Origin of the sequence: Myroides odoratimimus (genome assembly GCF_038039805.1) — a bacterium.
Lineage (GTDB): Bacteria > Bacteroidota > Bacteroidia > Flavobacteriales > Flavobacteriaceae > Flavobacterium > Flavobacterium odoratimimum_B.
Genome location: NZ_JBBPHK010000015.1, coordinates 30,224 through 44,668, shown reverse-complemented (window position 1 = coordinate 44,668; position 14,445 = coordinate 30,224). Strand labels below are relative to the sequence as shown.

Genomic DNA, 14,445 nt, shown 5'->3' with positions numbered 1-14,445 from the left:
TTTATTTTTTAGAATACAGAAATTATTCTCTTAACTCAGCAGGGAAAAACTCATCTTTACCTATCTTATTTGACCACTGTTTTCTCAGTTCATTTAAATGAATAGGTCTATGAGGCTCTCTGCTTTCTAACTCAAAAGTATAAAACAAATACTGTAATTGTACTTCTATGTAAAAGTCATCCAAATAAAGTTCTGGATGATACTCCGACTTCAGTTCCAAACTGAATGTTCGAGCTGCAGTATTAGACCAAAAAGCCTTCCATCCACTTTTAAACTCCTTAATCAATTTATATACAGTCTGTCCTGTCTGACGATCAATAAGCTTAATCAGTACTTTTCCATCATTACGAGACAGCTTCTTTAATCTCGCCGTAAACTGCTCTTCTAAATATTTCTGAGAACGTTTTATATACTTACGCTTATCACTATTACTAGTCATCTTAGCTAGGTTTGCATTCAGAATCACTAGATTCTCTGCTGTAGCTTTTGCATATGGATATACCCTACGCAATCTATTTCGTAGAATAATCATATCACGTCGATACTTCTCATCTTTAATATCTACACCAATATAAATTTCAGGAATAGTATATTCCTGTATAGTATCTCCTTCTATAATGATTTCATGCGGTATCTCTGGTACTTCAACTAGCTTTTTATCTTGTGCAATAAGATATTGCACAAAAAACACAAAACTAATTACTAAAAGCTTTTTCATAACCTAAATTATACTCCAAAATTATCTCTTTTTGTTGAGTAATAATAATAGTATTAGGTAAATTAGCAAAAAAATAAAATCATGAGTACAAAGACAATTCTAGATGACAATTCACTAGCTTTTTTAGAAACATATTTAAATAACCCATCTCCGACTGGACATGAGTCTAATAACCAAAAGACTTGGATGGAATATCTAAAACCTTATGTAGACACTTTTATCACAGATACTTATGGTACTGCTGTTGGAATAATTAATCCTGATGCCCCATATAAGGTAGTAATAGAAGGACATGCTGACGAAATCTCTTGGTACGTTAAATATATAACTGAAGAAGGCTTTATTCATGTAGTAAGAAATGGTGGTAGTGATCACATGATTGCTCCTTCTAAACGTGTACACATCCATACTAAAAAAGGAATTGTAGAAGGTGTATTTGGATGGCCTGCTATCCACATCAGAAATAGAGCTGGAAAAGAAGAATCTCCAAAAATAGAAACAAACTTTATCGACCTAGGATGTGACTCTAAGGCTGAAGTAGAAGCATTAGGAGTACAGGTAGGTTGTGTGATTACATACCCTGATACTTTCACTATCTTAAACAATAATCGTTTCGTATGTCGTGCTATTGATAACAGAATGGGAGGTTTTATGATTGCACAAGTAGCGCGTCTTTTAAAAGAAAATAACAAAACACTTCCTTTTGGACTTTATATCGTAAACGCTGTCCAAGAAGAAGTAGGTTTAAGAGGAGCAGAAATGATCACACAAACGATTAAACCTAATGTAGCTATCGTAACAGATGTTTGTCATGATTCTAATACACCGATGGTAGACAAAAATATCGAAGGCGATAATAAGATTGGTAGAGGTCCTGTAGTAGGATATGCTCCTGCTATCCAAAACAACTTAAGAGAGCTAATCGAAGAAACAGCTGAGCATAACAATATTCCTTTCCAACGCAATGCCATGAGCAGAGTGACAGGTACAGATACAGATGCTTTTGCTTATAGCAATGGAGGTGTTGCTTCAGCACTTATCTCTCTTCCTCTAAGATACATGCACACTACAGTAGAGATGGTTCACAGAGATGATGTTGAAAACACAATCAAATTAATCTACGAAACACTACTTAAAATAGAGAATAACGAAACTTTTTCGTACTTTAAATAATATAGTAAGGCAGCGAATGGCTGCCTTATTTTTTATGAATTATCTACCAATTTTATACAAACAAATCAAAGGAATATGATTAAATCCTCTATCTTTGGATAAAAATACATTTAGATAATGTCCAATTACAATCGCAACAAAAATACAGTTACAAAACTAAATACAAATTTGACTCTTGCACAAATTATTGAGCAAGCAGGTACTAATCCAGAATATAGAATCGTATTTTACAATCGTTTCTTAAAAGATGATATTTATGTACTAGTTGAAAAAGGAGCTTTAGAAGGTAAGACTGATGGTAGTATAGATCCAACACCACCTATTATTGCTTTTGAAAACAACTGTATTCCTGTATTCACACATCCAGATAGAATATATGATGGTAGTGCAATACATCAAGAAATGGATTATATGAAGGTAAGAGGTAATGACTTTTTAGAAATGACCTTAGGAGCCACTATCATTGTCAATCCTTTTTCTAAAGTATACAAAGAATTAGTCGTAGAAGAAATAGCAGAAATGCTGAACGGCAGTATATTCAACACCTTAAGTAGCCCTGTACTAAAAGCTCAGATGAATGTAAAAATAGGAGCACCAGAGACAGAGCCTACTGTATTATTAGAAGAATTAAAAACTGCCTTTTCTGAGCACGAACTTATTAACGCAGCTTATATCGGTTGGACATTTAATGAGATCTTAGACAAGAATGCTCATTATGTATTCGCAATAGAGTGTGCTAAAGAATTAACTGATTTTAAAGAAGTAGCAGATTTAATATCTAACTTCTGCAAACCTCACTTAACGAAAGAAGAATATATAGATATCATCAAGTTAGAAAAGAATGGAAACTTTAGCGATTATTTCTATAATCACGCTACTCCTTTCTATACAAAATAACAAACAATGGCAAAGGAAGCTAAATTCACTCCTATCGACTTAGAATCCTGGAATAGAACTCCTTACTATGAATATTACCGAAATATTCTGAAAACAAAATATACGGTAAGTATTAAAATAGACATTACAGAAGTATTCAGTCTATACAAAAGTAAAGGATTCAAGTTCTTCCCTACCTTCTTATATATCATCATGAAAGCGCTTAACAATAGTGAGGAGCTTCGTACTTGTATACATGAAGGGCAATTAGGTACATGGAATTTTTTAGCTCCTCAATACACACTCTTCCACGAAGATGACAAAACATTTTCTGATTTATGGAGTGAACACACTGATGACTTTAAAACTTTTCACCACAATATCATAACTGATATTGAGAAGTACAAGGATGTTAAAGGAATAAAGATAAAAGAAGGTCTACCTGCTAATTTTGTTCCCATCTCTTGCGTACCTTGGATTAGCTTTGAGAGCATTAGTCAAGATACTTCTCATGACTCTGATTTTTTAAAGCCAATTATTCGTTTTGGCAAATATTATCAAGAGCATGATAAGGTTTTAATACCATTATCTATTTATGTCAATCATGCTATAGCAGACGGATATCACACTTCCATGTTCTTACAAGACATACAAGATATCGCAAACGATGCTAAAAACTGGATATTATAAGGATTATCTCTACAAGAGGTAATCCTTTTTTTATTTCCTTTCTATTTAAATCAGCCTCATTATCAACCAACTACCCTATCAATCAATCCATAGCCTCTGTTAATTTATCCTTCTTAGGCAAATAAACCCCTTGTCGCATATATAATTAGTGTACTTTTGCCGATTCTAAAATTTTTAATATATGCCACAACAACATAAGAATAGTTTTTTCTTTTTAGTATATCTAGTAGGGTTAAGTATCATAGGCTTTCTAGCAACAGATATGTACTTACCAGCATTTGACAAGATGCGTATTGATCTTGACACCACCAAAAGTAATATTAGTGCCACATTGAGTTTGTTCCTTGCTGGCTATGCTATTGCACAATTAATGTGGGGACCAATATCTGACAAAGTTGGTAAACCAAAAACAATCATCATAGGCCTTAGTATATTCACGATTTCCTCTCTAGCTATTTTCTTTACAGATAGCGTAATTGCCTTTATCATACTAAGATTAATACAAGCTATCGGAGTATGTGCTGCTGCTGTTAGCTGGCAAGCGCTAGTCATAGAGAAATATCCTTCTAGCGAGACAAATAAAGTATTTGCATCTATTATGCCTTTAGTAGCCTTATCACCAGCTCTAGCCCCTTTATTAGGAGTATACTTATTAGATCGTTTCGGATGGAGATCTATCTTTATCACATTAGCAATTATATCAGTTCTCCTAATCATATATACCTTCACCATAAAAGAAGAAAAGAAAGTAGAAGAAATAGTACAAGTTGAAGCAAAGAGTATTTCTTATTTCGAAATACTTAAGTCAAAGAAATACGTAGGTAATGTACTTATCTATGCATTGTGCTCTGCTGCTTTCTTTGCATGGCTGACAGGATCACCTTTCTTCTTAAAAGAGATGGGATACAACGAAAGCGAAATAGGCTTTAGTTTCGTACCTCAGACTATTGCCTTCTTAGTAGGTGGCTTTGGATACAGAACACTATCTTCTAGGGTAAATGGAGACGTATTAATGCCTTTCTTTATTGCATTATTTGTTATCGCTATTAGTTCACTAACTGCATTAGCAGTGTTTACTACTCCTACGCTAACTACCTTATTAATCCCGTTTTGTTTAATGGCTTTTGTCAATGGTGCATCATACCCTATCGTAGTTTCAGAAGCTTTAAAGTTATATCCTAATAACTCAGGTAAAGCAGCTGCTCTGCAAAACACTATTCAGTTAGGAATGTGTTTTATCGCCAGTTCAATAGTTTCTCTATTTACAGAAGATGCCTTATTCACGACTGTATTAGTTATGACCGGAACTATTCCATTAATATACATAGCCTACCGATTGACAAAAAGTTCAAAATAATAGATATAAAAAAAGGAACCTAAATTAGGTTCCTTTTTTTATATCTTCTATCTACCATTATGCGTTAGATACATCTACAGTAGTTGCTTCTGCAATTTGTTTGTAAGTACCATTCTCTAACTTCTCGCGGATAGCTTCATAAGCTTTTAATGTCTCATCGATATCCTCTTTAGTATGAGTCGCTGTAGGAATCATTCTCAATAAGATAATTCCTTTAGGAATAACTGGATAAACAACGATTGATAAGAAAATATTGTAGTTCTCTCTCAAGTCATTTACCATAACCATTGCTTCAGGAATACTTCCTTCTAAGTACACAGGAGTAACACAAGTATTAGTATCACCGATGTTGAATCCTCTGTCTTTTAATCCATTTTGAAGTAAGTTTACATTCTCCCATAACTTCGCTTTTAACTCAGGATTAGTTCTTAAAAGCTCTAAACGTTTTAATGCTCCTTTAGTGAAAATCATTGGTAATGATTTTGCGAACATTTGAGAACGTAAATTATATTTTAAATAATCAATAATATCTTTATCTGCTGCTACGAAAGCTCCGATAGAAGCCATAGACTTAGCAAAAGTAGAGAAGTACACATCGATACCATCTTGACATCCTTGCTCTTCACCTGCTCCTGCTCCTGTAGCACCTAAAGTACCGAATCCATGAGCATCATCAACTAATAAACGGAAGTTGTATTTCTCTTTAAGAGCTACTATTTCTTTTAATTTACCTTGTTGACCTCTCATACCGAATACTCCCTCAGTGATCACTAAAATACCGCCACCAGTAGTTTCAGCCATTTTAGTTGCTCTCTCTAAGTTCTTTTCGATACTTTCAATATCATTGTGTTTATAAGTAAAACGTTTACCCATATGTAAACGAACACCATCAATAATACAAGCGTGAGAATCTACGTCATATACGATTACATCATTTTTCGTTACTAAAGCATCGATGATAGAAACCATCCCTTGGTAACCAAAGTTTAATAAATAAGCTGCTTCTTTTTGTACGAATGCTGCTAATTCATTTTGTAATTGCTCATGCATTGTAGTATGTCCAGACATCATACGAGCACCCATAGGATAAGCTGCTCCATATTCAGCAGCTGCTTCAGCATCTACTTTTCTAACTTCTGGGTGATTAGATAAACCTAAATAATCATTGATACTCCAGTTAATAACTTCTTTTCCATGAAACATCATACGATTTGACAAAGGTCCCTCTAGCTTAGGAAACACATAATATCCTTCTGCTTGAGACGCCCATTTTCCTAAAGGCCCTTTATTTTTCTGTATTCTGTCAAATAAATCGTTTACCATAATATAACTATGTTTAAAAAAACAATTGCAAAAATAATGATATTTTGTATGCTTTCATAATAAATAGGGAACTATTTGAACCGAAATCCCACTAACTGTGATAGTATTAAATGCTTTTTACATATAATATCTCAATATAAAAACGCGAACAAAATGACCATTTTTTTCACAAATCATCTAATGAAAAGTGTTTTTAAAATAAAAACCTCCCATATTGGGAGGTTTTTACTTCATATTTTTAATATAATGCAGGATATAAATTAGGATTTACCTCATTCATCATTGCGTAAACTTTTTCAAAAACATCTTCTGCTGATGGCTTAGAGAAGTAATCTCCATCTGTACCATAAGCAGGTCTGTGTGCTTTAGAAGTCAATGTCTGAGGATCGCTATCTAAGTGACGGTATCCTTTTTGTTCTTCTAACACTTTTTGAAGGATGTAAGCAGAAGCACCGCCTGGCACATCTTCATCGATAACTAACAAGCGATTTGTTTTAGCAAGACTCTTCACGATATCGTGGTTCAAGTCAAATGGCAATAAAGACTGAGCGTCTATAACCTCAACATCTATTCCTACTTCTAACAACTCTTTTGCAGCTTGCTCTATGATTCTTAGTGTAGAACCATAAGATACGATTGTCATATCTTTTCCTTCTTTGATTGTCTCTACTACACCGATAGGAGTTTTAAACTGTCCTAAGTTATTAGGCATTTTCTCTTTTAATCGGTATCCGTTAAGACACTCTATTAATAAAGCAGGCTCATCACTCTCTAATAAAGTATTATAGAATCCTGCTGCCTTCGTCATATCTCTTGGAACCAATACATGCATCCCTCTGATAGCATTAATAATCATCCCCATAGGTGAACCTGAATGCCAGATACCTTCTAATCTATGACCACGTGTTCTAACAATCAATGGAGCTTTTTGACGACCTACTGTTCTATATTGAAGCGTAGCTAAATCATCACTCATGATTTGAATAGCATATAATAAGTAATCTAAGTACTGAATCTCAGCGATAGGTCTTAGCCCACGCATTGCCATACCGATACCTTGACCTAAGATAGTAGCTTCTCTAATACCTGTATCTGTTACTCTATTTAATCCATGTTTCTCTTGAAGTCCTTCTAATCCTTGGTTTACGTCACCGATATTACCAGAATCCTCTCCGAAGATCATCACATTCTTATGATTTTCTAAAATAGTATCGAAGTTATCTCTTAGTACTACACGAGCATCTACTTCTGTAGCATCCGCATCATAAGTAGGCAATACCTCTTCAATAGCTGTAGCTGTACCTGTCATTAGGTGAGAGCTATATCTAGGTTGGTTCTTAGCGAAGAAATCATCGATATACTGCACTAATGCACCTTTACCTGATTCTTTAATCACCATTCTCAGTACCTTACGAGCTGTAGTGATTACATCTCTTCTGATTGGCTCTTTAATACCAGCTAAATCATTAGCCATTTTCTCTATAAACACTCTATTTGCACTAGATGCAGCTACAGTCCCTAATAAAGCTACTAATTCATTACGCTCAGCGATGATTGGATCTACATAAGCTTTCCAAGCTGCTTTTTTGCCTTCTAGTACTTCTTTTTTAAGTTGTTTATCTAGCTCGTCTAACTCTTCAGCAGTAGCGATATCAGAAGTGATCATCCAGTTTCTCATCTGAACGATACAGTCGTGCTCTACTTCCCAAGCTAAACGCTCTGGACTCTTATATCTCTCATGAGAACCCGATGTAGAGTGTCCTTGAGGTTGAGTTAACTCTTGTACGTGTACTAATACAGGTACGTGTTCTTCTCTAGCTATTTTAGAAGCTTGGTTATAAGTATCTACTAACGCTACATAATCCCATCCTTTTACACGTAGGATTTCATACCCTTTACCGTGTTCATCTCTTTGGAATCCTTTTAATATCTCAGAGATATTCTCTTTTGTAGTTTGATACTTTGCGTGTACAGAGATACCGTATTGGTCATCCCATACATTCATTACCATAGGTACTTGTAATACCCCAGCAGCATTGATTGTCTCGAAGAATAATCCCTCTGAAGTAGAAGCATTACCTATCGTACCCCATGCTACCTCATTACCATTTACAGAGAAGTTTCCTTCTTTATCAGCATCTGCAAACTCTCTATAAAATTTAGAAGCTTGAGCTAATCCTAATAATCTAGGCATTTGCCCAGCTGTAGGTGATATATCTGCACTTGAGTTTTTCTGGTCAACTAATTTTTTCCAATTTCCGTTCTCGTCTAAGCTGTGAGTAGCGAAGTGCCCTCCCATCTGACGACCTCCAGACATAGGATCATTCTCTAAATCAGCATGTCCAAAAAGTCCTGCAAAAAATTGTTCTACTGTCAATTGTCCTATCGCCATCATAAAAGTCTGATCGCGGTAATATCCAGATCTAAAGTCTCCATTCTGAAAAGCCTTTGCCATAGCTAACTGTGGCACCTCTTTTCCATCTCCAAAAATTCCAAACTTCGCTTTTCCTGTAAGCACTTCACGTCTACCAAGTAAACTACATTCTCTACTTAGTTTCGCAATTTTATAATCTTGAATTACTTCTTTCTTAAAATCATCGTAAGAAAGAGCCGTTTTTGTTTCTTTTTGACTCATTGTAAAATACACTAATTTACTTGTTACGAATATAAAATAATATCACTAAAAAAGCTAGCACATACTTCTTCATTATATTGAATTAATACATACATCTTTTGATAATCAATCAAAAAAACAGTAAAAAAATTACACTAAGTAAAAATTAAAGTATTTTTAACAAAACGATATTATGAATTTCGTAATCACATATAAAAAAATATCCCCTCCAAAGAGGGGATATCTATTATTCGATAATTGTTAAAATATCTTCTAGTGCAAAACGTACTTTCTTCATAGGTAATAACCAATCATTTTCATGATCTCTTTCTCCTATCGCTAAAATAGTTACACTTCTCAATCCTTTCTTATCTAAGCCTAATGCCTCATCTAATTGATCATTATAAAATCCCTCCATAGGCGAAGCATCTACTCTTAACTCAGCTGCAGCTGCGATAGCCATACCAAAGGCTATATAAGCCTGACGAGCCGCGTGCTCAGCCTGCTTCTCTTGTGACATTGCTGCAAAGTTAGCTTTAATAGTACCTTTATAATCATTCATAGTACCTAGAGCTAGCTCTCTTGTCTTTTCTACATTGTCAAACACAGCATCAATGCGCTCTTCTGTGTAAGCATCCCAAGCTGCAAAAACCAAAACATGTGAACTATCCACTACCTGACTTTGATTCATGATCACAGGTAATAGCTTCTCTTTTAACTCTTGATTCTTGATTAAGATCATCTCAAAAGGTTGTAATCCAGAAGAAGTAGGTGCCATACGAGCTGCCTCAATGATCTGCATTACTTTTTCGTCTGCTATCTTAACTGAACTATTATATTTCTTAGTAGCATAACGCCACTGTAAACTCTTTAGTAACTCCATAATTTATTAATTATCTCTTAGCCAAAAAAGCTAAAACATTATTCTCTATACGCTCATTAATATTAGAGATATCAGCCTTCACAAATGGTTGTCCGATAATCATCTCGTACAGTTCTATATATCTATCTGACACACTAGTAATATACTCATCTGTCATCTCTGGTATCGCCTGTCCTTCTTTTCCTTGAAAGCCATTGCTAATTAACCATTGTCTAACGAACTCTTTTGACAATTGCTTTTGAGCCTCCCCTTTTGCTTGTCTTTCTTCATACCCTTCAGCATAGAAGTATCGAGAAGAATCTGGCGTATGTATCTCATCGATTAACACAATCTTTCCGTCTTTAGTCTTTCCAAATTCATATTTAGTGTCTACTAAAATCAAACCGCGTTCTGCTGCTATCTCACTCCCTCTCTGATACAGTGCATATGTGTATTGTTCTAACACTAGATAATCTTCTTCTGATACAATCCCTCGTGCTAAGATATCTTCTCTCGAAATATCAACATCATGTGCCCCAACATCTTCTTTAGTAGAAGGTGTGATAATAGGTGAAGACAATTTATCATTCTCTTTTAACCCCTCTGGCAAGGTCACTCCGCATAATACTCTCTTGCCCTCAGCATACTCACGAGCGGCATGCCCTGCTAGATAACCTCTGATCACCATCTCCACCTTAAACGGCTCACATACATGCCCTACCGCTACATTAGGATCTGGTGTAGCTACTAACCAGTTAGGAACGATGTCACTCGTCATCTCCATAAACTTAGTTGCTATCTGATTTAAGATTTGTCCTTTAAAGGGAATTCCTTTAGGCATAATAACGTCAAAAGCGGATAATCTATCTGTAGCTACCATAACTAATAAGTCATCTGCTATATTATAGACTTCTCTTACTTTTCCGTGATAAACTGATTTTTGATTTGGAAACTCAAAACCCGTTTTTGTGATTGTGTTATTCATATTCTTGTTATAGTTGTGTAGTTCTTTTCTATCCTAGTAGGCTATCAAATCTAATAGCGCTGTTTCAAATCTGTCCTTAGGCAGATATTGATCTTCTAAAGCTTTCACAAATGGTATGGCTGTTTCTAAACTGGCTACCCTTCTTACAGGTGCATCTAAGTCTTCAAAACAATTCTCCATAATCATCGCCGACATATCACTTGCAATTCCTCCGAATAAGGAATCTTCCTGCAAAATTATAACTTTATTTGTTTTTTTCACTGATTTAAATACAGTTTCCTCATCTAAAGGTTGTAAAGTTCGTAAATCTATCAAATCAGCCTTAATATCAGGGTGCTTGTCTAGCACTTCCATCGCCCAATGTACTCCTGCTCCAAAGCTCACTACGGTCACATCTGCTCCTTCTCTTAGCACACTCGCCTTTCCAAACGGCAGTGTATAATAATCCTTAGGTACATCCTGATAAATACTTCTGTACAACAGTTTATGCTCAAAGAAGATCACAGGATTAGGGTCATTAATAGCAGTAGCCATTAGCCCTTTTGCATCATACGGAAAGGCAGGGTACACTACCTTAAGGCCTGGTGTTTTTGTAAACCAAGCTTCATTAGTCTGTGAGTGGAATGGGCCTGCCTGTGTACCACCACCACACGGCATACGCACGACTACATCTGCCTTCTCATTCCATCTGTAATGTATCTTTGCCAAGTAGTTCACAATCGGATTAAACCCAGTAGATACAAAATCGCCAAACTGCATCTCCATAATCGCTTTTCCTCCATTGATAGAATACCCCATCGCAGCAGAGATTACAGCACTCTCACAGATAGGTGTATTGCGAATACGCCCTTTGCCAAACTGCTCTACGAAACCATCTGTTACTTTAAATGCACCTCCGTATTCTGCAATATCTTGCCCCATGATGATTAAGTTATCATGGCGTTCAAAAGATTGTTTTAACCCATCTGATATCGCATCTATCAGTCGAATATTAGCTACTTCTGCTGTTGGTTGTATCTCTTCGTACTGATAAGGAGCGTACATATCATTTAGCTCTGTAGCCAAATCTGCTACTATAGCAGGCTCTTCTTGTGTAGCCTTCCAGTCCTTATCTATCTCTTGTTTAAACTCTTCTCTAATCTCTTCGTCTAAAGTATCTGTCAGTACGCCTATTTCTTTTAGATAAGCTCTGTAATTTTCCACAGGATCTTTTAGTTGCCACATATCCATCAATTCTTGAGGCACATACTTTGTACCACTAGCTTCTTCGTGCCCACGCATTCTAAAGGTCAAAAACTCTATCAATACAGGACGAGGATTCTCACGCATAGATTGTGCCAGTGCACTGATCTGTTGGTATACTTCTAAGATATTATTTCCATCTATGATATGACTTTCCATCCCATATCCTATCGCACGATCTGCTAGATGCTCACATCTATACTGCTCATTCGTAGGAGTCGACAGTCCATAACCATTATTCTCGATTACAAAAAGAACAGGTAGATCCCACACAGAAGCAATATTCAGAGCCTCGTGGAAGTCTCCTTCAGAAGTAGCTCCCTCACCTGTAAATACTGCTGTTATCTTATTCTCATTTCTCAAGGTATGCGCTAGAGCAATACCATCTGCTACCCCTAACTGTGGCCCTAGATGAGAAATCATTCCCACGATATGATATTCTTGCGTACCGAAGTGAAAAGAACGCTCACGTCCTTTCGTAAACCCATTTGCCTTTCCTTGCCATTGAGAGAACAAGCGGTGTAGAGGAATATCTCTAGAAGTAAACACCCCTAAGTTTCGGTGCATAGGCAGGATGTATTCGTCCTGCTCTAGACTAGCAGTCACTCCTACACTGATAGCCTCTTGCCCTATTCCGGAGAACCATTTAGATACTTTGCCCTGTCTGATCAGGATAAGCATCTTTTCCTCTACCATTCTAGGTTTGAGTAATTTTTTATAAAGTCCAAGTAACTCTTGGTCTGTTAAGTTTTTTCGGTCGTAATGTAATTGTTTCATAATTGGTTTAATAGACTCTAAAAATAAACATTTGCCTCTACTAAACAAATTAATTCTAAACAAGTATTAGTTTAATTCACTACTAGGAGTGTATCTATAACTATCATTTAATTCATTATAGGGTATACTATATTTTACCCCATGAACATATAATTTTTGATCAACTAATTCACCTTTTTTATTATAGAGGAGATACATACCTTCTAGCTCACCATCACTATATGACATTTCTGCTCTCTTTTGTCCGCATGTAATCAACGAAAACAAGAAAACAAAAACAATACTTAAGTTTTTAATCATTTGTCATCTATTCTATTTTAAACCTAGTATTATTTTGTTCTATCAAACCTAAATCTTTTTAATACTATATTTATTTCAACATTTATAAAGTTCTAATAATACAGATCACCACCCAAAGCATTTAATCCATATATTTTTTCAAATTCCTCTTTTGTAATTTCTATCTGTTTATCTTGGTTATACTTAAAATAATATGGTATTGTGTCCCCTTCTATCTCTCCATCTTCATTTGGATAACCACCATTATACCAACTATAAACAACTTTAATCTTACCATTTATAACTTGAAAAATATCACTAGACCCTCTAGGACCTTCTGTTGTTTCATAAATCAGATTTTTTCTAAAATTAGTACCCGAAGCCTCACTATAAATCTCATTATCAAATTCTTGATTAAACACGTAATCATCTTCCTTACTATCATAAAGTAAGTACTGATACTTATTCGGAGGATAAGAAGCATAAAATTCAAAAGCACAAATATCTAAATAACCATCAAAATTATAATCTTGAAGAGTTATAGGAAAATCAGGTTCTTCTCCTCCATCAATACGAGAACTTGATGTAATACTTTTAAACTTCACTTTCCCATTCTTATCTATCTCTGCTAATCGCATAACCGTATATGTATCATCACTACCTCCTTCTAACACCATATAAGCTTTGTACTTGTTCCAAGGATACCCCTTTCCTTTTGGATTAGCCATACTAAAAGGCATTACAGCCCCTGTAGTTATATTGGACCATTCTCCTTTTATAGTACCTTTCTCATAATCAAAAACTCCTTTAAATGTATTCCCAAATTCCTCTGTAAGCTTCAAATGCCCATCTTTTAAAGTTCCCTCTACACGTATATTTTTTTCCTTACTTAAATAATAATATTTACCACTGATATCTTCACTTGACACAAATAACTGCATATCGAAAGCATATATATCATCTATGTAACCAGTAAAATTATAAACATACAATACTGAGATATCGTACCATCCTTTACCATTAATATTGTCATATTCATCTTCTTCTACATCATCCCACTCCTCATCTACAAGAACAACTTCTTCTGTAGTCGTATTAGGAAATTCTTCTATCTTCTTCTTACAAGATATAGTGACTAATACCACACTTAGTAACATTATTATTATTTTACTCTTCATATTTCAACTTTATTAACTCCTTAAAAATAAAGTTATTTTTATTCAGCTCACTTATCCTTTTTACTTATAAGTACAATTCATTCTCTACCTTATCTCGCTTGCTGATTCTAGGGGTTTTCTAGAGGTTTTCTTGCAGTTTACAAGCCTAGAGAGGCGTTTTCTCGAAGAATTGTGCGGGGATACCTCTAGCATTCCCAAAGCAACGACATACAAATATAAACTAAGCTCAAATGTAGAATCAACTTTCAATAAAGACAGTTTTTAATAAAATGCTGATAGTATTCAAAGTATTTTCAACTTTTTTTGGACATAAAAACGTATTTACTGGCTTCATCAAGCGTCCAATAAATGAACGAGAAGAAAACTCCCCT

At 35.2% G+C, this 14,445-nt stretch carries 12 protein-coding genes; 4 read left to right on the top strand and 8 right to left on the bottom strand.

The window, feature by feature from the left end:
* Positions 1 to 22: 22 nt before the first annotated feature.
* On the bottom strand, positions 23 to 718 hold the full coding sequence (locus AABL85_RS11865; protein ID WP_341310243.1) for a DUF4294 domain-containing protein: 696 nt from the start codon (positions 716 to 718) through the stop codon (positions 23 to 25).
* An 81-nt stretch (positions 719 to 799) separates the two neighbouring features.
* On the opposite strand from AABL85_RS11865, the gene AABL85_RS11860 reads away from it, so the two are divergent.
* From AABL85_RS11860 to punC, 4 genes are all read left to right on the top strand, one after another.
* Positions 800 to 1,891, top strand: coding sequence for a M42 family metallopeptidase (locus AABL85_RS11860; protein ID WP_341310242.1), 1,092 nt, complete (start codon positions 800 to 802; stop codon positions 1,889 to 1,891).
* Positions 1,892 to 2,059: 168 nt separating this feature from the next.
* Entirely contained in the window at positions 2,060 to 2,788 is a 729-nt protein-coding gene (locus tag AABL85_RS11855) for an enhanced serine sensitivity protein SseB (protein WP_341310241.1), read from the top strand.
* Between the two features lie 6 nt (positions 2,789 to 2,794).
* Entirely contained in the window at positions 2,795 to 3,457 is a 663-nt protein-coding gene (locus tag AABL85_RS11850) for a chloramphenicol acetyltransferase (RefSeq protein ID WP_341310240.1), read from the top strand.
* 181 nt (positions 3,458 to 3,638) lie between these two features.
* Positions 3,639 to 4,814, top strand: coding sequence for a purine nucleoside transporter PunC (punC, locus tag AABL85_RS11845; RefSeq protein WP_341310239.1), 1,176 nt, complete (start codon positions 3,639 to 3,641; stop codon positions 4,812 to 4,814).
* 57 nt (positions 4,815 to 4,871) lie between these two features.
* Here the strand turns inward: punC and AABL85_RS11840 are convergent, their stop codons facing one another.
* From AABL85_RS11840 to AABL85_RS11810, 7 genes are all read right to left on the bottom strand, one after another.
* On the bottom strand, positions 4,872 to 6,137 hold the full coding sequence (locus tag AABL85_RS11840) for an aminotransferase class I/II-fold pyridoxal phosphate-dependent enzyme (RefSeq protein ID WP_006259382.1): 1,266 nt from the start codon (positions 6,135 to 6,137) through the stop codon (positions 4,872 to 4,874).
* 238 nt (positions 6,138 to 6,375) lie between these two features.
* A complete protein-coding gene (locus tag AABL85_RS11835; RefSeq protein WP_341310238.1) occupies positions 6,376 to 8,772 on the bottom strand; it encodes an alpha-ketoacid dehydrogenase subunit alpha/beta in 2,397 nt (798 codons plus the stop codon).
* Positions 8,773 to 8,998: 226 nt separating this feature from the next.
* The gene (locus AABL85_RS11830; RefSeq protein WP_341310237.1) at positions 8,999 to 9,634 is read right to left on the bottom strand and encodes a nitroreductase family protein; all 636 of its coding nucleotides are present in this window, start codon (positions 9,632 to 9,634) and stop codon (positions 8,999 to 9,001) included.
* 10 nt (positions 9,635 to 9,644) lie between these two features.
* The gene (locus AABL85_RS11825) at positions 9,645 to 10,598 is read right to left on the bottom strand and encodes a phosphoribosylaminoimidazolesuccinocarboxamide synthase (protein WP_341310236.1); all 954 of its coding nucleotides are present in this window, start codon (positions 10,596 to 10,598) and stop codon (positions 9,645 to 9,647) included.
* 33 nt (positions 10,599 to 10,631) lie between these two features.
* Positions 10,632 to 12,617 (bottom strand): dehydrogenase E1 component subunit alpha/beta, encoded by a 1,986-nt coding sequence (locus AABL85_RS11820; RefSeq protein WP_341310235.1) that lies wholly within the window; start codon positions 12,615 to 12,617, stop codon positions 10,632 to 10,634.
* A gap of 66 nt (positions 12,618 to 12,683) precedes the next feature.
* Positions 12,684 to 12,917: a hypothetical protein gene (locus AABL85_RS11815; protein ID WP_341310234.1), complete on the bottom strand. Its 234-nt coding sequence runs from the start codon at positions 12,915 to 12,917 to the stop codon at positions 12,684 to 12,686.
* Between the two features lie 92 nt (positions 12,918 to 13,009).
* A complete protein-coding gene (locus tag AABL85_RS11810) occupies positions 13,010 to 14,074 on the bottom strand; it encodes an XAC2610-related protein (protein ID WP_341310233.1) in 1,065 nt (354 codons plus the stop codon).
* Positions 14,075 to 14,445: the final 371 nt, after the last annotated feature.

What these genes read in the sequence shown, in the direction of transcription:
- AABL85_RS11820 (WP_341310235.1), bottom strand. Translation starts at nt 12,617, where the DNA reads ATGAAACAATTACATTACGACCGAAAAAACTTAACAGACCAAGAGTTA.
- AABL85_RS11860 (WP_341310242.1), top strand. Translation starts at nt 800, where the DNA reads ATGAGTACAAAGACAATTCTAGATGACAATTCACTAGCTTTTTTAGAA.
- AABL85_RS11830 (WP_341310237.1), bottom strand. Translation starts at nt 9,634, where the DNA reads ATGGAGTTACTAAAGAGTTTACAGTGGCGTTATGCTACTAAGAAATAT.
- AABL85_RS11825 (WP_341310236.1), bottom strand. Translation starts at nt 10,598, where the DNA reads ATGAATAACACAATCACAAAAACGGGTTTTGAGTTTCCAAATCAAAAA.
- AABL85_RS11810 (WP_341310233.1), bottom strand. Translation starts at nt 14,074, where the DNA reads ATGAAGAGTAAAATAATAATAATGTTACTAAGTGTGGTATTAGTCACT.
- punC (WP_341310239.1), top strand. Translation starts at nt 3,639, where the DNA reads ATGCCACAACAACATAAGAATAGTTTTTTCTTTTTAGTATATCTAGTA.
- AABL85_RS11840 (WP_006259382.1), bottom strand. Translation starts at nt 6,137, where the DNA reads ATGGTAAACGATTTATTTGACAGAATACAGAAAAATAAAGGGCCTTTA.
- AABL85_RS11865 (WP_341310243.1), bottom strand. Translation starts at nt 718, where the DNA reads ATGAAAAAGCTTTTAGTAATTAGTTTTGTGTTTTTTGTGCAATATCTT.
- AABL85_RS11835 (WP_341310238.1), bottom strand. Translation starts at nt 8,772, where the DNA reads ATGAGTCAAAAAGAAACAAAAACGGCTCTTTCTTACGATGATTTTAAG.
- AABL85_RS11850 (WP_341310240.1), top strand. Translation starts at nt 2,795, where the DNA reads ATGGCAAAGGAAGCTAAATTCACTCCTATCGACTTAGAATCCTGGAAT.
- AABL85_RS11815 (WP_341310234.1), bottom strand. Translation starts at nt 12,917, where the DNA reads ATGATTAAAAACTTAAGTATTGTTTTTGTTTTCTTGTTTTCGTTGATT.